The organism is Paractinoplanes lichenicola, assembly GCF_016785085.1.
Classification (GTDB): domain Bacteria; phylum Actinomycetota; class Actinomycetes; order Mycobacteriales; family Micromonosporaceae; genus Actinoplanes; species Actinoplanes lichenicola.
The window spans coordinates 1-18,514 of the sequence record NZ_JAENHO010000022.1; the positions used below are offsets into that span (position 1 = coordinate 1).

The following is an 18,514-nucleotide window of genomic DNA, read 5'->3' on the forward strand; positions in this document are numbered from 1 at the left end:
CTGAGCCAGGATCAAACTCTCCAACAAAAACTGTGGAAAAGCGTCCCGGCAGTTAAACAACTGCCAAAGGAATCTCCCACCGACAAACCCCATCCAAAAACGAGGCAAGCCGGCCGGGGTATTACTTGATTGGCACTGGCTTATCAAGCACCCTGTTGAGTTCTCAAAGAACAACCACACCCGGCTAACCGCTCCGGGGCACTTCTAAAACCTTACCCGCTGCTTTCCGGTCCGCCAAATCCGGGTCGAGACCCGAATTCGCCGTGCCCGAATTGCTTTGGGCACCACCATTCAGCAGAATTCTCGGCGAGCCGCGAACGGCACACCAATCAACCCTGCTGGGTTAGGTGGTTTCCTCCAGGACGGCCGCGCCGGTCCTCCGAAGAGTCCCGCTCGCTCGCCCGTCTCCCTGGCGGCTCCGAAAACATTACCCGCTGTTCCCCGAACCGCCAAATCGACCCCCCATGGTGTGCATCACCCCAGGTCAACCCCGTGGACGCCGGCCCCGTGGTGACCACTCCCAGTCGTCCCACCCGCCCAGGGAGCAACTCCCAGCCGACCCGCCCAGCGGTGAACGGGCGGGACCTGCACTCCCGTACGCGGTAACCACTCCTAGCCAGCCCGCCCACCCGGGGGTCACAACTCCTAGCCGGCCCACCCGCCCTGGGTGACGACTCCTAGCCGGCCCACCCGCCCGGGGTTAACGGCCCCTAGTCGACCCACCCCCCATGGGTGGGGCACCCACCACCAGAGCCGCCCACCCTGGGGTCTGCGGTTGTTGACTGGTAAGCGGGTGCGTGGGCGGGGAGGGTAGCGGATTTGGTGGGTGGGATGGGCGTTGTCCACAGGCACGGTTGGAGGGTCTGCGGAGTTGTCCACAGGGGTGCCCGCGATCTTGGCTGAAGGTGTGGGATGGAGGGGTCTGGCGCCAGGGCGGCGTGTGGGGGTTCGGGTGGATGGAGCTGTTCATGACTCAGGCTGACCTGGTCTTTGCTGGGGGGAACGTCTTCACGGGTGGGAGCGGCAGGAACGGCGGGAACGGGAGGGGTGGCGCGAACGGGAGCGGGGCGAGCGGGAGCGGTGCGAGCGAGGGCGGCGGGAGCGGGGCGAGTGGCGGCGGGGCGGAGCGGCAAAGGGCGAGCTGGCTGGCGGTGAAGGACGGGCGGATCCTGACGGTCGGGGGCGAGGAGCTGCGTGAGCTCATCGGCGCGGGCACCGAGGTGGTCGAGCTGGGTGGGCGGCTGCTGATCCCGGGGTTTCAGGACGCACACATCCACGCCGTGATGGGTGGGGTGGAGTTGGGGCAGTGTGATCTGACCGGGACCACCGATCGGGATGAGTATCTGCGGCGGGTGCGCGACTACGCGACGGCCAATCCGCGGGCCGAGTGGATTCTCGGGGGTGGGTGGTCGATGGAGAGTTTCGAGAACGGGATTCCGGATCGGCGGCTGCTCGACTCCGTGGTGTCGGATCGGCCGGTCTATCTGCTCAACCGCGATCACCACGCCGCCTGGGTGAACACGGTGGCGCTCGAGCGGGCCGGCATCACGGCCTCGACGCCCGACCCGGCCAGCGGGCGGATCGACCGGGAGGGCGACGGCACCCCGGTCGGCGCGCTGCAGGAGGGCGCGATGGAGCTGGTCGAGGTGCCCGACATGACGGCGTCCGAGAAGTACGAGGGGTTGATGCGGGCCCAGCAGTTGCTGCTGTCGCTGGGCATCACGGCCTGGCAGGACGCCATGCTCGCGGCCGCCAACGGATATGCCGACGTCTCCGACGCGTACGCGAAAGCCGTCCGGGACGACACGCTGATCGCGACGGTGGTCGGCGCCTTGTGGTGGGATCGGGACCTCGGTCTGGAGCAGGTCGCGCGGCTGGTCGAGCGGCGGGCGGAGCTGACGGCGGGGCGGTTGCGTTGTGACACGGTGAAGTTGATGCTCGACGGCATCGCGGAGAACTTCACGGCGGCGATGACAGAGCCGTACCGCGACGCCTGCGGGCATGCGACGGCGAACCGGGGCATGTCGTTCATCGACCCGGAGGCGCTGCCCCGCTATGTGACCGAGCTCGACAAGCTGGGCTTCCAGGCGCATTTCCACGCGCTGGGCGATCGGGCTGTGCGGGATGCCCTCAACGCGGTCGAGGCGGCCCGTTCGGCGAACGGGCCAAGTGACACCCGGCCTCACCTGGCGCATCTGCAGGTGGTGCACCCGGCCGACGTGCCGCGGTTCGCGCAGCTGGGGGCGACGGCGAACATGCAGCCGTACTGGGCGGCGCACGAGCCGCAGATGGACGAGCTGACGATCCCGTTCCTCGATCCGGCGGCGGTGAACCGGCAATACCCGTTCGGCGATCTGTTGCAGAGCGGGGCGCGGCTGGCCGGGGGCAGCGACTGGCCGGTGAGCACGCCGGATCCGTTGCAGGGCATCCACGTGGCGGTCAACCGGGCGCTGCCGGACGAGGGGCGCGAGCCGTTCCTGCCCGAGCAGCGGCTCGACCTGGCCACGGCGCTGGAGGCCTACACGGCGGGATCGGCGTACGTGAACCGGCGCGACGACACGGGACGGCTGCGACCTGGCTTCCGGGCCGACCTGGTCGTGCTCGATCGCGACCTGTTCGTGCGGCCGCGGGAGGAGATCGGGGCGGCGAAGGTCGAGCTCACCTTCGTGGACGGGAGGAGGGTGTACGGCTGACGGCGACCGTGGCGGGGCGGCGCTGGGCCGGGATGTGGGCCGTGGCCGCGCGCGGGACCAGGGCGTGCACGACGCCGAGCAGGCCGAGGACGGCGATCGCGTCGACCCAGTAGTGGTTGCCGGTCACCACCACGACCAGCAGCGTGATCGCGGGATGGGCGAGCCACAGCCAGCGCTTCCAGCCGGCGGTGGTGGTCATCAGTGCGAGGGCGACCACCACGGCCCAGCCGACGTGCAGCGACGGCATGGCCGCGTACTGGTTGGAGAGGGTGTCGCTGGAGGGGGCGCCGTAGACGGACGGGCCGAACAGGTGCCCGGTGTCGACGATGCCGACGCCGGAGAGCATCCGCGGCGGGGCGAGGGGGTAGAGAGCGTGGATGACCAGCGCGAACGCGGTCAGGGTGGCCAGGGTGCGGCGCATCCAGAGGTACGTCTCGGGCTTGCGGACATAGAGCCAGATGAGCGCGGCCGCCGTGGCCGGGAAGTGCACGTAGGCGTAGAAGCTGTTGGCTATCCGCACCCACCACTCGTGGCCGAGCAGCGTGTTCTGCAGGCCGGCCTCGCTGGGCAGGTGCAGGGCCCGCTCGAAGTGCCAGACCGCCGTCGCGTTGTTCATCGCCTCGCTGACGTGGCCGTCGACCAGCAGACGACCCATCTTGTACGCGAGGAACAGCGCGGCCACGAGAGCGAACTCCCGCAGCGCACGACGCACAGCAATGCCGTTCACGTGCACCTCCGGACGACCTCGCCGGGAGAACCGAAGCCGGTTTCCCAGGATCGTCCAGTTGTTGCACTCAGCGCAATGTTTCACACTGCGAAACGAATCACACAGCCACAACCAACGACGGACGACGCAAACTCAAAGATCAAGTGAACGGCGAAGATACCAAGGGCATGCAAAGGCGGGTGGTCAGCTCATCGACCGAGATCCCGAACGTTTCGACGATCCGGACGCCGTCCGCTCCGACGGCGAACGTGGCCACGTCGGTGTAGACCCTGCTCACACAGGCACGGCCGGTCAGCGGATAGGTGCACTCGGGCACAAGTTTCGGGGAGCCGTCCTTGGCGAACAGGCTCATCATCACGAAGACCTGCTTGGCGCCGATGGCCAGATCCATCGCCCCGCCGACGGCCGGGATGGCGTCGGGGGCGCCGGTCGACCAGTTCGCCAGGTCACCGGTCGCGGACACCTGGAACGCGCCCATGATGCAGACGTCGAGATGCCCGCCCCGCATCATGGCGAACGAGTCGGCGTGGTGGAAGTACGAGGCGCCGGGCAGCTCGGTGACCGGCTGCTTACCCGCGTTCGTCAGGTCGGGATCGATCTCGTCGCCGGTCGCGGGGCGGCCCATGCCGAGCATGCCGTTCTCGGTGTGCAGGACGACGCCGCTGTCGGGGCGCAGATAGTCGGCGACCATCGTGGGCTGGCCGATGCCCAGGTTGACGTAGGCGCCGTCCGGAATGTCCCGGGCGACGATCTCGGCCATCTGCTCGCGGGACAAGCTCACGACATCACCACCGGGCGGACGAGCGAACGAAACGGGATCACACCGACACCAGCCGATTCACGTAGATCGCCGGGGTCACGATCACCTCGGGGTCGAGCTCGCCGACGTCGACGATCGAGGAGACCTGGGCGATCGTCACGGCGGCAGCGGTCGCCATCACCGGGCCGAAGTTGCGCGCGGTCTTGCGGTAGACCAGGTTGCCCATCCGGTCAGCCACGTGCGCGCGGATCAGCGCCACGTCACCGCGGATCGGGAACTCGAGGACGTACTCGCGACCGTCGATGACCCGCGACTCCTTGCCCTCGGCCAGCGGCGTGCCGACCCCGGTCGGGCTGTAGAACGCGCCGATCCCGGCCCCGGCGGCGCGCATCCGCTCGGCCAGGTTGCCCTGCGGGACGACCTCGAGCTCGATCTTGCCCGCGCGGTACAACCCGTCGAACACCCACGAGTCGGCTTGGCGAGGGAAAGAGCAAACGACCTTCCGTACGCGGCCCGCCGCCAGCAAGGCCGCGAGCCCGGTGTCGCTGTTGCCCGCGTTGTTGCTCACGATCGTCAGGTCGCCGGCGCCGTGCGCGATCAGCGCGTCGATCAACTCGACCGGCATCCCTGCCATCCCGAACCCGCCGACCAGCACGGTGTCACCGTCCTTGACCGCCGCGACAGCCTCGGCCGCCTCCATGATCAACGCCGTCATTGATCATCCCCAAGGTCGGAAAAGGGGAAGGCAGGGAGCGAGGGGATGACAGACACGGAAGGGGTGAGGATCGACGCCGTCATTGATCATCCCCGGGGCGGGAGAAGAGGGAATCGGGAAAGGAGGGGATGACGGTCAAAGGGATGGCGGGGCGGGAGATATCGGTGGAGTCGGAATGGGGGGCCGGATCGGAGGAAGCGGCCGGGGAGCCGGGGCCGGCGGAAGGAGCGGACGAGGTGGATGGGGCGGACGGGGAGTCGGGCGATGGTGAGGTGGCCGGGTGGGAGGGGGTTGACGGGGTGTTGAGGACCTGTTGGGCAACTCGGAAGGCGGCGTTGGCGGCCGGGACGCCGCAGTAGATCGCGGTCTGCAACAACACTTCTTTGATTTCGTCGTCGGTCAGGCCGTTGGTGCGGGCTGCCCGTACGTGCATGGCCAGCTCCTCGTGGTGGCCGAGGGCGATCAGGGCCGTCAGGGTGATCATGGAGCGGCTGCGGCGGTCGAGGCCGGGGCGGGTCCAGATCTCGCCCCAGGCGTACGCGGTGATCAGGTCTTGGAAGTCGCGGGTGAAGTCGGTGGTGGCGGCGATCGCGCGGTCGACGTGGTCGTCACCCAGGACCTGGCGGCGCACGCGCAGGCCGGCGTCGCGCACCCGGTCAAGGGTGGCGGGGCCGCCGAAATGCTCGTCCAGCAGGGCCGCGACCTCGCCCGGTTTCTCGGCGGGGGCCAGGTGGGCGACATTTTCCAGTACGACGAGACGGCCGTTGCGCACCCCCGCGGCGATCCGGGCCAGGTTGTCGGGTGGGGTCGGCTGGTCGTCGGCGCCGGCGATCGCGAGCACCGGGGCCTTGATCTCGGCGAGCCGGTCGCGGACGTCGAACGCGGCCAGCGCCTCGCAGACCAGCGCGTAGCTCTCCGGGTCGGTGGCGCGCAAGGCGGTGAGCAGGCCGGCGACGATGCCGGGCGACTGCTGCGCGAAGCCGGGCGCGAACCACCGCTGCTGCGAGGCGCCGACCACGGCGGGGGTGCCGTCCGCGCGTACGGTCTCGGCTCGTTGCCGCCACCCCGTCGACTCGCCGATCTTGGCGCCGGTGCAGATCAGCGCGGCCGCCTCGACCCGGTCCGGCGCGTCGAGCAGCAGCTGCAGGCCGGTCGCGCCGCCCACTGACACGCCCGCGTAGCGGAACGGCTCGTCCGGGCGGATCTGGTCGGCGAGCGCGAGGACACCGCGGGCCAGGCCGGCGATCCCGAAGCCGCCGGGCGCGGGCCGTGAGACGCCGTGGCCGGGCAGGTCCCAGGCGACGACGTGGTGCTCGCCGCGGAGCCGTTCGGCGCAACGCCGCCACAGCGTCTCGGCCGAGGTGCCCAGGGACGGCCCGAGCAGCAGCAACGGGCGGCCGGGGGCGTCGACGATTGTGGTTGCGGTCAGCATTACTTCTCCCCCGCTCGCGCCAGCGCGGCATCGATGATCTGGTCGGTAGCCCCACGATAGGAGCCGTCAGCGCCGGCAGCTCCACGCGAGGAGGCGTCGGAGGCGACGCGCGAGGAGGAGGCAGCGCCCGAGGAGGCAGCGCCCGAAGAGGGGTCGGCGCGCGAGGAAGCGGCGGCGTGGGAGGAGGGGGCGGCGTATTTGCGTTGTTCGGCGTCGATGCCGGGGCGGGCGGCGGCGAGCGTGGCGGCCATGCGCTGGGTGTTGACTTGCAGACCGGCCAGCATCTCGGCGGTTTGCGACCCCGCGGCCACCGTACGGCGGGTGAGTGTGCGCGCCGTGGACCACTCGACGTGCCAGGCGCCGTCGGGGCGTTCGTCGATCATGTTCGCGGCCGCCGTGTGCAGGGTCGCGGCCAGCGGCGGCCCGGCCAGTGCGGCCCGGCGGACGAGGACGGCCAGGGTCGGGTTGCGCTTGTTGGGCATCGCGGACGAACCGCCGCCGGTCAGGGTCAGTTCGCCGAGCTCCGGGCGGGTCAGCAGCAGCACGTCGTTGGCTATCCGGCCCCAGGCGTCGGTGCAGGTCACGAGGGCGTCGCCGAAGCGGGTGAGCGGGGCCCGGCCGGTGTGCCAGGGCTGGTGCAGGGGCAGGCCGAGCCGGGCGGCAGTGGCGGCCACTCGGGCCACGGCCAGGTCGGGTGAGCCCTCGATCGCGACGACCGCGGCCAGGCTGCCGGCCGCCCCGCCGAGCTGGATCGGGAGGGTGGCCGCGGCCAGGGCGTCGCGGGCGTCGAGCACACCCTGCAGCCAGCTCGCGACCTTGAGCCCGAACGTGATCGGCACGGCGTGCTGGGTGAGCGTGCGCCCGGCCATGTCGGTGTGACGATGCCGGTCGGCCAGGGCGGCCAGCGTGCTGATCTGCGCCTCGACACAGCCGCGGAGGGCGGAGGATGCGTCGCGCAGGCACAGCATCAGGGCCGTGTCGAGCACGTCCTGGCTGGTCAGGCCGGCATGAAGCCGCGGGTCGGAGAAGCGCGAGCGCAGCAGGGAGAGCAGCGGGATGACCGGGTTGCCGCCCTCCTCGGCCGCCGAGCTCAGGAAGGGCAGGTCGTCCGGCCCGGCCAGTCCCGAGAGATCGACGTCGATCCAGGCCGATTCGACCCGCAACAGCGCGGCCAGCACGCTCGCGTCGGTGCAGAGGTCGCCCGCCCGCGCGTCCCCGGGCCAGAGCAGATCGCTCATGGGCGCCGATGACGGGCCGGCAAGCAACGGCCGCAGAGCCGGCGGCGACCGGCGGACAGGCGCCGGCCGGGGAGCAGACTCATCGGGCCTGCCGCGGATAGCTCAGGAACACCGTCTCACCTTCGCCCTGCAGGTGGATGTCGAAGAGCAGCCCACGCTCCTCGCGCGTGGCGATCAGCGTATCGCGGCGGCCCGGTTCCAGCCCGTCGAGCAGCGCCTCCGGTTCGTCGCCGGGCAGGTAGGCGCGGGTGAAGAGCCGGTCGGTGAGGCCGCGGGCGAACACGGTGACGGCGATGAACGGGCGCCGGCCGGGCTCGGTCACGCCCGGGATCAGCGTCGAGAACCAGTAGTGCCCGTCGCCGTCGGTCTGCGCCCGCCCCCACCCCGTGAACGTGAACCCGTCGCGGTGGAAGGAGCCGGTTCCGCGGGGCACGCGGCCCGACGGGTCGGCCTGCCAGATCTCGATCACCGAGTCGGGAACCCCGGCGCCCTCGCCGTCGAAGACCCGCCCGTGGAGACGTACGGCATCGGGGTGGGCAGTGGGAACCAGGAGATTGCCGCCCTCGAAGGGCAGGCCGAGGTGGAAGAACGGGCCGACGGTCTGGCCCGGGGCGAAGGTCACTGCTCCTCCAGGGGCGTGCGGTGGGTGCCGCTGAGCACGATGTCCCACCGGTAGCCGAGGCGATACTCGGGCGTGGTCAGCTCGTGGTCGTAGGACGCGACGAGCATCTCCCGCGCCTTGGGGTCGGTGATCGACTGATAGATCGGGTCGAGGTCGAACAGCGGGTCGCCCGGGAAGTACATCTGCGTGACCAGGCGCTGCGTGAAGTCGGTGCCGAAGAGTGAGAAGTGGATGTGCGCGGGCCGCCACGCGTTGACGTGGTTGCGCCACGGATACGCGCCCGGCTTGATCGTCTGGAACGAGTACACGCCGTCGGCGCCGGTCAGGCAGCGGCCCGCGCCGACGAAGTTGGGGTCGAGCGGGGCCGGATGCTGGTCGCGCTGGTGCCAGTAGCGGCCCGACGCGTTGGCCTGCCAAATCTCCACAAGCTGATCCCGTACGGGTCGTCCGTCGCCGTCGGTGATCCGCCCGGTGACGACCATCCGCTCCCCCAGCGGCTCACCCGCGCGCTGGATGGTCAGGTCGGCCTCGGCGTCGTCGACGTCGGCCGCCCCGAAGCAGGGCGCCCACAGCTCGACGCCCTCGGGGTCGACCAGCTGCCGGTCGCGTGTCGGATGCCGCAGCACACTGCTGCGGTAGGGCGGGTAGTCGAGCCGCGGCTGGGGTCCGCCGCTCCCGCGCAACTGATCGATCTCGCGATTGATGTCCGCCTGGGTCGTCACGTTGGCGACGCTAGACCAGGCGAAGGTCGCGAGACGATACTTGGCTTCCATCCAGCGGAAGGGCTCGGCATGGCTGCGAGCGTGACCTCACGGGCTCTCGCGTTGCTCGGGGCGTTCGACCCGGAGCATCGCAGCCTCACGTTGAGCGAGCTCAGCCGCCGTTCCGGGCTGCCCCTGGCGACCGCGCACCGGCTGGTCGGCGAGCTGCGCGAGTGGGGCGCGCTGGCCCGGCTGGCCTCGGGCGAATACGTGATCGGGCGCCGGCTGTGGGACCTCGGGCTGCTCGCGCCGGTGCAGTCGGGGCTGCGCCAGGCCGCGTCGCCGTTCCTGCACGACCTCTACGGCGCCACGCTGGCGACCGTGCATCTGGCGGTCCGCGACGGCTGCGAGGTGCTCTACGTCGATCGGCTGGCCGGGCACGTGTCGGTGCCGGTGGTGAGCAAGGTCGGCTCGCGACTTCCGCTGCACGCCACGGGGGTGGGCAAGGTCCTTCTGGCGTACGCCCCCGAACAGGTGCGGCAGGAGGCGTTCGGCCGGCTGGTGCGGATCACGGCGTACACGGTCACCCAACCGGCCCGGCTCGCCGAGCAGCTCCGCAAGGTCAGAACCGACGGGTACGCCACCACCGGCGAGGAGATGAGCCTGGGGGCCTGCTCGGTCGCGGTTCCCGTACGGGGTCCGGCCGACGATGTGGTGGCCGCGCTGGGCATCGTCGTGCCCGATCTGCGCCGCGAGCAGGCCCGGCTGGTGGCCGCCTTGCAGGTGGCGGCGCGCGGGATCGCCCGGACGATGGCTTCCGGTCAGTGGAAATAGGCCCTTGCCGGTGCGGCGCGGCTGCCGTTGGCTGGGCCTATGCGTACCCAGGTCGCCATCGTCGGCGCCGGCCCGGCCGGTCTGCTCCTCGCCCACCTGCTGCACCGCGGCGGCGTCGAGGCGGTGGTGATCGAGACGCGCTCGCAGGAGTACGTGGCCGCGCGGATCCGGGCCGGCATCCTGGAGAGCTCGAGTGTCGAGCTGCTCGAGTCGGTGGGGCTGGGCGACCGGCTGCGCGCCGAGGGCCACGAGCATCGCGGCATCTATCTGCAGCTGCCCGGCGAGCGGCACCACCTCGACTTCGTCGACCTGGCCGGGCGCAGCGTGTGGGTCTACGGCCAGACCGAGGTGCAGAAAGACCTGGTCGCGGCGGGGACGGCACAGGTTTTCTACGAGGTTTCCGACGTGGAGCTGCATTCCCTGCAAGAGCACCCGTACGTGACATTCGTGGACTCGTCAGGTGTGGCGCAACGGTTGGACGCGGAAGTGATCGCGGGCTGCGACGGGTCGTTCGGGCCGTCCCGGGCCGCCGCCACGCCGGACCAGCAGTTCGAGCGCGTTTATCCGTACTCGTGGCTCGGGATTTTGGCCGATGTGGCCCCGTCGACCGACGAGCTGATCTACGCGTGGCACCCGGACGGGTTCGCGCTGCACTCGATGCGCTCGGAGACCGTGAGCCGGCTCTATCTGCAGGTGCCGAACGGGACGGACACCGCCGACTGGCCCGACGACCGGATCTGGGCCGAGCTGGCGAAACGGCTCGGGCACGGGCAGGACGGCTGGAAGCTGACCCCCGGCCCGGTGACGGACAAGAGCGTGCTGCCGATGCGCAGCTACGTGCAGACCCCGATGCGGCGGGGCCGGCTGTTCCTGGCCGGGGACGCCGCGCACATCGTGCCCCCGACCGGCGCCAAGGGCCTCAACCTGGCGATCGCCGACGTGACCCTGCTGAGCCGGGCGCTGGTGGCCCTGCTGATCGACCGGGACCCGCGGCTCGCCGACAGCTATTCGGACGACGCGCTGCGCCGGGTCTGGCGCTGCACCCACTTCTCGTGGTGGATGACAACGATGCTGCACGCCTCGGGCGACCCGTTCGACGCCCAGCTGCAGCTCTCCCAGTTGCGCTGGGTCACCTCGAGCGAGGCCGGCGCCACGGGCCTGGCCGAGAACTACGCGGGCCTGCCCATCGGCTTCTGACCGGAATCAGATCCGTCCGAGATCGACCTCGACGGCGAAGGGCACGTCCGTCTTCACGACGCTGGTGAAGACCTCGCCGTCGCGATAACGGGCAGTCGCCGGGTCGAGGATGTACGTATACACGATCGGCGCACCGGTGGTGGCTTGCTCAACACGCCAATAGAACTGAACTCCCGCTTTTGCGTACTGGTCCGCCTTGTGGATCCGGTCGGTCGTCTCCGACCCCGGCGAGACGACTTCGACCAGGAGGAGCACATGCTCGGCTCGTATCGGAGTGAGTCTGATGGCATCCGCCCGATATACGGTGACGTCAGGACGACGATTGGCCAGCGGTACGTCCTGGAACCGGACATCGAAGTCTGTGTCGGCGTTCCAATCCGTCCCCCCTGCAGCGTCCAAGGCGTTCGCCAGCAGCCGGCCTAGGCGGTTGTGCAGTGCGGACGCGCTCGGACTCACGAGAACCATCCCATCCACGACTTCGATGCCCGCACACTGCTCTTCCGTCCAGGAGTCGTACTGCTCCGCCGTGACCTGCTGATGCATCCAGGCCGGCGCGACCATCTCGGCAGTCATGCACACCTCCTGAAAACGTGGTCGGCTACCGGCTTCAAGATACCGTGAACACAACCCGGCCACCGGCATCGGTCTGACTCATGCACAGATGAACATATGCGCAGTTCAATGCGGGTGGGATTCCCTCGGGTGAGGCACTGGCGGGGTGGGCCGGGGCGGGTAAGTTGGGGCGCGGCCGACCGCATTGGAGCAACCCTTGTCCTCGACCCCATCGACCGACCTCGACCCCGAGGGGATCGACTGGAGCGCACCGGCGCAGCCCCCTGAAGGTCCGCCGGAGAAGAAGCCCGAGCGCAAGATCGGGTCGCTCGAAATCCTGGCGGGGCTGCTGGTTCTGCTCGTCGTGTTTCGGGGGCCGCTGTCCGAGCTCGTCTCCGGGCCCGCGCTGCAGACCTGGACGACCGTGTTCGTGTCGGTGCTCGTGCAGGCGGCGCCGTTCCTGGCGTTCGGGGTGGCGCTCTCGGCCGTGATCGCGGTTTACGTGCCGCGGTCGTTCTGGGCCAAGGCCCTGCCCAGCCATCCCGCGCTGGCCGTGCCGACCGCGAGCCTGGCCGGGGTCGTGCTGCCCGGCTGCGAGTGCGGCAGCGTGCCGATCGCCGGCTCGCTGATCCGGCGCGGGGTCACGCCGGCCGCCGCGCTCGCGTTTCTGCTGGCCGCGCCCGCGATCAACCCGATCGTGCTGACGGCCACGGTGATCGCGTTTCCCGGGCGGCCCGAGATGGCGGTCGCCCGCGGCGTGGCCAGCCTCGTCGTGGCGGTGCTGATCGGCTGGCTCTGGCTGCGCCTCGGCAAGACCGAGTGGATCCGGCTGCCGCACCGGCCCGAGCTGGACGACCTGTCGCAGGCCCGCGCGTTCTGGGCCGCCTGCCGGCACGACGTGCTGCACGCGGGCGGGTTCCTGGTGATCGGGGCGGCCGCCGCGGCCACGATCAACGTGGTGGTGCCCGAGGCCTGGCTGACCGGCCTGGCCGCCAACGAGGTGCTCGCGATCCTCGCGCTGGCCGTGCTGGCCGTCCTGCTCTCGATCTGCAGCGAGGCCGACGCGTTCGTGGCCGCCTCGCTGAGCCAGTTCTCGCTCACGTCACGATTGGTGTTCCTGGTGGTGGGGCCGATGGTCGACCTCAAACTGATCTCGATGCAGACCGGCGTGTTCGGCCGCCGGTTCGCCTCCCGGTTCGCGCCGGCCACGTTCGTCGTCGCCGTGCTGGTCGCGACCCTCTTCGGGGCGGTGCTGCTATGACCGAGCGGAGCGAGGGCATCATCAGGCTCAGCACCCGGGTTCAGACCGGCACAAAGCGCAGCGGAGTGCCGCAATGAACAGGCTGACCCAGGGCGTCATTCTGCTGCTCTTCGGGGGTGCGATCCTGCGCGCCTCGTTCACCGATCTCTACCTGCGCTACGTCAAGGAGGGGCTGCGGCCCTTCCTGATCGCCACCGGCGTGCTGCTGGTGGCGGCGGCAGTCATGACGATCTGGTATTCGTGGCGGTTCCCGGCCGAGCACGACGACGACGGGCACGGTCACAGCGAGCACGGGCCCGGCGTCGGCTGGCTGCTCATCCTGCCGGTGCTCGGGCTGCTGCTGGTGGCGCCGCCGGCCCTCGGGTCGTACGCGGCGAATCAAGCCGGCAGCGTGGCGGCGGCCCCGGTCGGCGACTCCGACTATCCCCCGCTGCCCGAGGGCTCGACCGTCGAGCTGAGCCTGATCGACTACGCCTCGCGCGCGCTGTTCGACGAGGGCAAGAGCCTCACCGGCCGCGACCTGAAGCTGACCGGGTTCATCACCACGGCTCCGGACGGCGCCCCGATGCTGGCCCGGATGGTGCTCTCGTGCTGCGCCGCCGACGGCCGGCCGATCAAGCTCGGGCTGACCGGCCGGGCCCCGATCGACGTGCCCGCCGACACGTGGGTCCAGGTCACCGGCGTCTACACCGGGCAGCGCGGCAAGGACCCGGTCAACAACGTCGACGTGGCCTTCCTCGAGGTCAAGTCGTGGCAGGAGGTTCCCCAACCCAAGCAGCCGTACGCGTGACCGCGACGATCGAGCAGCCCGCGCCCTCGAAAGCACGGGGACGGGGACGCGGACGCTGGACGACGGCCGTCGCGCTCGCCGTGGCCCTGGCCGCCGGCACCGCGCTGCTCGTCGGCAACCCGCGCGACGACAAGCCCCCGGTCGTACCCACTCGAACCGGCGTGCAGGCCGCCTGGCCCGAGGCGAAGCGCGCCGACATGCCGGCCGGGCTCGCCGACGGCCCGCTGTTCTCGCCGACGATGTTCCTCGACGCGACCACCGCGATCGGCACGGCGCCCACCCCGGCGGGATCCGAGCAGCGGCTCCTCATCCGTACGGGGAAACAGGTCCGGGAATTGCGCCGGTTGACACTGACCGGGAACCCGCAGTTCGAGGCGTTCACGGCGAGCGACGGCCAGGTCTTCTGGGTGGAGTCGATGACCGGCAGCAAGACGAGCCTGTGGGCGGCGGCGGTCAGCGGCGGCCCGGCCCGGATGCTGCTCGCCGACATGGGGCACGCGGTGTTCTTCGGCAACCAGTACGACCTGGTGGTCGCGGACGGGCAGGTGCACTGGACGGCCGCGCCGAGCGACGCCGACAAGCAGACCGAGGTGCGGTCGGTTCCCATCGGCGGGGGCAAGGCCACCGTACGTGTCGAGCCCGGCCAGTGGTCGATGTCGGCCTGGCCGTGGCTGGTCGACGACGGCTCCACGTCGGGCGAGCCGCGGCTGCGCAACCTGGCCACCCGCCGCGACACCCCGATCGCCGGCGGCGGGGCGATGGACTTGCTGACCTGCGGCCCGGTGTGGTGCCGGTCGATGGTGATGGGCGAGGAAACGCTGGCCCGCATCGACCTGCTGCGCCCCGACGGCTCCGACCGCCGCAAGATCGCCGGTGGGGCCGCGCAGGCCGCGATCACCGACGTCGCCGTGCTGGACCGCTTCGAGATCCTCGCCGAGCCCGGCCCCGACACCGACGTGACCGGGGCGGCGGCGCTGGTCGTCTATGACATCGCCACCGGCCGCACGGTCGACGTCGCGGCCAATGCGGACGGCGCGTTCTCCCGCGGCGGCATGCTCTGGTGGTCGACCACCACGGGCGACGAGGAGATCACCTGGCACACGCTCGACCTGCGCACGGTGTAGGCCGGCGGCGCGGGCCCGCGCAAGAGGGCGCCGCCGTGGGGACGGTCCCGACGGCGGCACCCTGACCTGACCGGCGCCGGATCAGCCCGACACCGGGCGTCCGGTCAGGTCGTGGAACACGTCGCGCCGTTGAGCGTGAAGCCGGTCGGCGCGGCGTTGTTCCCGGTGTGGTTGGCCTGGAAGCCGATCGAGACCGAAGAGCCGGCCGCGATCGTGCCGTTGTAGCTCACGTTGCGGGCGGTGACGGCACCCGACGTGGGCGAGTAGGTGGCATTCCAGCCCGACGTGATCGTCTGGCCGGCGGGCAGGGTGAAGCCGAGGTTCCAGCCGTTGACCGCCGCGGTGCCGGTGTTGGCGACCGTCACCTGCGCGGTCAACCCCGTGTTCCAAGCGTTGACCGTCGTGGTCACCCGGCACGCGCCACCACCGGTCGGCGGCGGGGTGGTGGGCGGAGGCGTCGTCGGCGGGGGCGTCGTCGGGGGTGTCGAGCCGTCCAGTCCGAAGAAGGCGATCGCCAGCCGCGCCATGCCCGCAAGGGGCAGGTTGTGGCCGGTCCCGGCGACGCTGATGCCCTCGACCGGCGCCTGCACGGCCGTCGACCCATATCGCGTACGGGTCCATCCGCTCTGCGGGGTGTCGGTGAGCACCGGCGTCTGGGAGACACCGAGCACGTTCGTCCACTGCTTGATCTCCTCCCCGAAGTTCGGATATTGCAGCGTGGTGTCGTTGACGCCGTGCATCACCTGCATGCGCGGGCGCCGGCCGGTGTAGCCGGGGTAGGCCGCGCGGACGAGATCACCCCAGGCCTGCGGCGTCTTGATCGACTGGCCGGACGAGCAGGTGCTGTTCCACATCGAGCCGTCGGTCGTGGCGAAGCAGCCGAACGGCACCCCCATGAACGCCGACCCGGCCGCGAACACGTCCGGATAGTCGCCCAGCAGGACGTTGGTCATCATCGCGCCCGAGGACGCGCCGGTGACGAACGTACGGTTGACGTCGGTTCCGTAGCGCTGCTGCACGTAGCGGACCATCGACACGATGCCGGCCGGGTCGCTCGTGCTGTTGTGCGTGAGCGCGCCCGGCGTGGACACGTCGAAGCACTGGCCGGAGCGGGTGGCCGACGGGTAGATGACGATGAAGCCGTACTGGTCGGCGAGCGAGGCGAACTCCGTACCGGAATAGAAGGCCGGACCCGTACCGGTGCAGTAGTGCACGGCAACCAGCAGCGCTGGGGTCGCGGCGAGCCGATCCGGGACGTACAGGTGCATGCGGAGGTTGGTCGGGTTGGTGCCGAAGCCCGTCACCTCCTGCAGGGAGGCGGCCTGGGCGGGCGTCGCCAGGCCCAGCGCGGCGATCACCACGGCGGTGACCACGATCCAGAGGCGCCGCATGTCAGCGCGCCGTGCAGGAGGAGACCGACGGGCCGGTGCCCGTGCCCTGGAAGCCGAACTCGGTGCTGGCCCCGGCGTTGACCGAGCCGTTGTAGGCCACGTTGCTGAAGCTGCCGCCGCTGGCCTGAGCGTTCCAGCTGTTCGTGACGGCCGCGCCCGAGGGCAGGGTGACGTTGACGGTCCAGCCGCTCAACGCGGTGGCGCCCGCGGTGACCTTGACTGTGGCGACGAACCCGCCGTTCCACTGGTTCAGGGAGATCGTCGAGGTGCAGCCCGAACCGGTCGGGGGCGGGGTGGTGGTCGGCGGTGTCGTGGGCGGTGTTGTCGGCGGGGTGGTCGTCCCGCCGTTCAGAGCGGCGAGAACCGACTCGTACGCGGCCTTCTTGTTGCCGCTGCCGTCGAACAGCAGCGGGGTGCCGCTGGCCCGCCACGAGTCCGAGTCGCGGATGCCCCACACGGTGATGCCGTTGCAGCGGGTCACGGCCAGGCAGGCCCGGGTCGCGGCGGCGAACGAGGTGGCCTGGGCCGCGCCGGAACCCTCGATGTCGAGCTCGGTGATCTGCACGTCGACGCCGAGGTTGGCGAACCGCTGCAGGTTGGCCTGATAGTCGGACGGCAGCGGGGACTGCGCGTTGAAGTGGGACTGGAAGCCGACGCAGTCGATCGGGACGCCGCGCGACTTGAAATCCTGCACCATCGCGAAGACCGCGTTGCTCTTCGCGTTCTGCCCGTCGGTGTTGTAGTCGTTGTAGCAGAGCTTGGCGGCTGGGTCGGCGGCCCGCGCGGCCCGGAAGGCGGCCTCGATCCAGTCGTTGCCGGTGCGCTGCAGGTTGGAATCGCGCCGGGCGCCCGAGCTGCCGTCGGCGAACGCCTCGTTGACCACGTCCCACGAGTCGATCTGGCCCTTGTAGTGGGTCGCGACCTGGGTGACGTGGTTGAGCATGGCGCTGCGCAGGGCGGTGCCGCTCAGATTCTGCGCCCAGCCGGGCTGCTGCGAGTGCCAGGCCAAGGCGTGGCCGCGCACCTTGGCCCCGATGCTCTTGGCCCGGGCCACGATCTGGTCGGCCGAGCCGTAGCTGAACTGGCCCTGGGTGGGCTCGGTGGCGTCCCACTTCATCTCGTTCTCGGGGGTGACCGAGTTGAACTCCCGGTTGAGGATGCCCGAGTAGGTGGAGTCGCTGAGCTTGTACGCCGCGACGGCCGTGCCGAAATAGCGGCCCGAGGCGGCCGCGGACGCGCCGAGGGTGGTGGCCGCGTTCGCGGTGGAGGCGACGGTCAGGGCGCCGGCCGCGACGAGCAGGCCGAGGGAACCGGCGAGGACGTGCCGGAAGCGTTTCATGAGGTGTCCTTCGAGCTGTGATGGGGGACGGCACGGGACGGGGGCGCCGGTGGATGCGCCCCGCGAACCGCTACAGCAGAAAGTGACCCGGATCGATCGAAACGTTAACGACAAGTTCCGGAAACCACAACGCCCAATGTTGTTTCCGATTGCCGATGGGCACGCTCCCGGTCGGCCTATATATGACTAAAACGGTCAGCCTGGGTCCGAAAGTTTCGGTGCTTGAGGGCAAGACCGGTTCCCCGTACGGCCGGAGAATGTGAACGCCGCGCGGGGGCGCGGAGCGCGGTGGCGGTTGCGCGGGTCAGGCGCGGGCGGCGTTGCGGCCGTTGAGGCGTAGGTCGGCGTCGATGGCGGCCGTGGCGGCGAGCAGCGGTGGCAGCAGGCGGCGGCGCATGACGTCCACAGTGGCCCGCGCGGCGTGCACCGAGATGTTGACGGCGCCGGCCACCACCCCGGCCCGGTCGTGAATGGGGGCCGCGATCGCCCGCAGCCCCTCCTCGAGCTCCTGGTCGACGATCGCGTACCCCTGGGCCCGCACCCGGGCCAGCTCGGCCCGCAGCACCTCGGCGGTGGCGACCGTCTTGCCGGTCAGCCGGTCGAGCGTGACCCGCCCCAGGTACGCCTCGAGCTCGGCCGGGGGCAGCGCGGCCAGCAGCACGCGGCCCATCGACGTCGCGTACGCGGGAAACCGAGTGCCGAGATTGATCGACACGGCCATGATGCGGCTCGTCGGCACCCGGGCCACATAGACGATGTCGTCCCCGTCCAGAATGGACAGCGAGGAGGACTCGTGCACCTGCGACACCAGCCGCTCGAGGTGCGGCGCGGCCACGTCCGGCAGCGACAGGCTGGACAGGAACGCGTAGCCCAGCTCGAGCACCCGCGGCGTCAGGCTGAACAGCCGCCCGTCGGTGCGCACGTAGCCGAGGTCGACCAGCGTGAGCAGGAAGCGGCGGGCGGCGGCCCGGGTCAGGTTGCAGATCTTGGCCACCTCGCTGAGCGTCAGCTCGGGGCGGCGCGCGTCGAACGCCCTGATCACGGCGAGTCCACGCTCGAGCGACTGGACGTGGTCCGAGCTCATCGGCCAACCTGTGGAATCGATAAAGATCGTTGACGTGACACGGCCCACATCCTA

The 18,514-nt window shown here is 70.5% G+C and carries 17 protein-coding genes; 6 read left to right on the forward strand and 11 right to left on the reverse strand.

Annotation, left to right across the window (positions count from 1 at the left end):
- Positions 1-1,151: 1,151 nt before the first annotated feature.
- Positions 1,152-2,693, forward strand: a complete 1,542-nt coding sequence (locus JKJ07_RS46395; protein WP_307834796.1) for an amidohydrolase — start codon at positions 1,152-1,154, stop codon at positions 2,691-2,693.
- Here the strand turns inward: JKJ07_RS46395 and JKJ07_RS46400 are convergent.
- From JKJ07_RS46400 to pcaH, 7 genes are all read right to left on the reverse strand, one after another.
- Positions 2,659-3,420, reverse strand: coding sequence for a phosphatase PAP2 family protein (locus JKJ07_RS46400; protein ID WP_307834797.1), 762 nt, complete (start codon positions 3,418-3,420; stop codon positions 2,659-2,661). The two genes, JKJ07_RS46395 and JKJ07_RS46400, sit on opposite strands and share 35 nt — an antisense overlap.
- 139 nt (positions 3,421-3,559) lie before the next feature.
- Positions 3,560-4,201, reverse strand: coding sequence for a 3-oxoacid CoA-transferase subunit B (locus JKJ07_RS46405; protein ID WP_307834798.1), 642 nt, complete (start codon positions 4,199-4,201; stop codon positions 3,560-3,562).
- A 37-nt stretch (positions 4,202-4,238) separates the two neighbouring features.
- Positions 4,239-4,895 carry a 3-oxoacid CoA-transferase subunit A gene (locus JKJ07_RS46410; protein WP_203078192.1) on the reverse strand — a complete coding sequence of 219 codons (657 nt, stop codon included), beginning with the start codon at positions 4,893-4,895 and terminating at the stop codon, positions 4,239-4,241.
- A gap of 79 nt (positions 4,896-4,974) precedes the next feature.
- Entirely contained in the window at positions 4,975-6,327 is a 1,353-nt protein-coding gene (pcaDC, locus tag JKJ07_RS52500; protein ID WP_268919447.1) for a bifunctional 3-oxoadipate enol-lactonase/4-carboxymuconolactone decarboxylase PcaDC, read from the reverse strand.
- Entirely contained in the window at positions 6,327-7,565 is a 1,239-nt protein-coding gene (locus JKJ07_RS46420; protein WP_203078193.1) for a lyase family protein, read from the reverse strand. Before JKJ07_RS46420 ends, pcaDC begins: the two co-directional genes overlap by 1 nt.
- Before the next feature lie 79 nt (positions 7,566-7,644).
- Positions 7,645-8,187 carry a protocatechuate 3,4-dioxygenase subunit alpha gene (gene pcaG, locus JKJ07_RS46425; protein ID WP_203078194.1) on the reverse strand — a complete coding sequence of 181 codons (543 nt, stop codon included), beginning with the start codon at positions 8,185-8,187 and terminating at the stop codon, positions 7,645-7,647.
- Positions 8,184-8,909 (reverse strand): protocatechuate 3,4-dioxygenase subunit beta, encoded by a 726-nt coding sequence (gene pcaH / locus JKJ07_RS46430; RefSeq protein ID WP_203078195.1) that lies wholly within the window; start codon positions 8,907-8,909, stop codon positions 8,184-8,186. The genes pcaG and pcaH overlap by 4 nt, the downstream gene beginning before the upstream one ends.
- An 81-nt stretch (positions 8,910-8,990) precedes the next feature.
- Between pcaH and JKJ07_RS46435 the strand changes: the two genes are divergently transcribed.
- Both JKJ07_RS46435 and JKJ07_RS46440 read left to right on the forward strand, forming a co-directional pair.
- On the forward strand, positions 8,991-9,722 hold the full coding sequence (locus tag JKJ07_RS46435; protein WP_307834799.1) for an IclR family transcriptional regulator: 732 nt from the start codon (positions 8,991-8,993) through the stop codon (positions 9,720-9,722).
- A gap of 39 nt (positions 9,723-9,761) precedes the next feature.
- Positions 9,762-10,919, forward strand: a complete 1,158-nt coding sequence (locus JKJ07_RS46440; RefSeq protein ID WP_203078197.1) for a 4-hydroxybenzoate 3-monooxygenase — start codon at positions 9,762-9,764, stop codon at positions 10,917-10,919.
- 6 nt (positions 10,920-10,925) lie between these two features.
- Here the strand turns inward: JKJ07_RS46440 and JKJ07_RS46445 are convergent, their stop codons facing one another.
- Entirely contained in the window at positions 10,926-11,492 is a 567-nt protein-coding gene (locus tag JKJ07_RS46445) for a Uma2 family endonuclease (RefSeq protein ID WP_203078198.1), read from the reverse strand.
- A gap of 298 nt (positions 11,493-11,790) precedes the next feature.
- Between JKJ07_RS46445 and JKJ07_RS46450 the strand changes: the two genes are divergently transcribed.
- The 3 genes from JKJ07_RS46450 (at position 11,791) to JKJ07_RS46460 (ending at position 14,646) form a co-directional block, all read left to right on the forward strand.
- Entirely contained in the window at positions 11,791-12,732 is a 942-nt protein-coding gene (locus JKJ07_RS46450; protein WP_438871518.1) for a permease, read from the forward strand.
- A gap of 73 nt (positions 12,733-12,805) precedes the next feature.
- Positions 12,806-13,522, forward strand: a complete 717-nt coding sequence (locus tag JKJ07_RS46455) for a TIGR03943 family putative permease subunit (RefSeq protein WP_203078200.1) — start codon at positions 12,806-12,808, stop codon at positions 13,520-13,522.
- Positions 13,519-14,646, forward strand: coding sequence for a hypothetical protein (locus JKJ07_RS46460; RefSeq protein WP_307834800.1), 1,128 nt, complete (start codon positions 13,519-13,521; stop codon positions 14,644-14,646). The genes JKJ07_RS46455 and JKJ07_RS46460 overlap by 4 nt, the downstream gene beginning before the upstream one ends.
- Before the next feature lie 104 nt (positions 14,647-14,750).
- Here JKJ07_RS46460 and JKJ07_RS46465 read toward each other — a convergent pair whose 3' ends face one another.
- The 3 genes from JKJ07_RS46465 to JKJ07_RS46475 all read right to left on the reverse strand — a co-directional run bounded on the left by JKJ07_RS46465 (position 14,751) and on the right by JKJ07_RS46475 (position 18,460).
- Positions 14,751-16,037 carry an extracellular catalytic domain type 1 short-chain-length polyhydroxyalkanoate depolymerase gene (locus tag JKJ07_RS46465; protein ID WP_203078201.1) on the reverse strand — a complete coding sequence of 429 codons (1,287 nt, stop codon included), beginning with the start codon at positions 16,035-16,037 and terminating at the stop codon, positions 14,751-14,753.
- A 1-nt stretch (position 16,038) separates the two neighbouring features.
- The gene (locus JKJ07_RS46470; RefSeq protein ID WP_203078202.1) at positions 16,039-17,376 is read right to left on the reverse strand and encodes a glycoside hydrolase family 10 protein; all 1,338 of its coding nucleotides are present in this window, start codon (positions 17,374-17,376) and stop codon (positions 16,039-16,041) included.
- A gap of 304 nt (positions 17,377-17,680) precedes the next feature.
- Complete coding sequence (locus JKJ07_RS46475) at positions 17,681-18,460, reverse strand: IclR family transcriptional regulator domain-containing protein (RefSeq protein ID WP_203078203.1); 780 nt, start codon at positions 18,458-18,460, stop codon at positions 17,681-17,683.
- Positions 18,461-18,514: the final 54 nt, after the last annotated feature.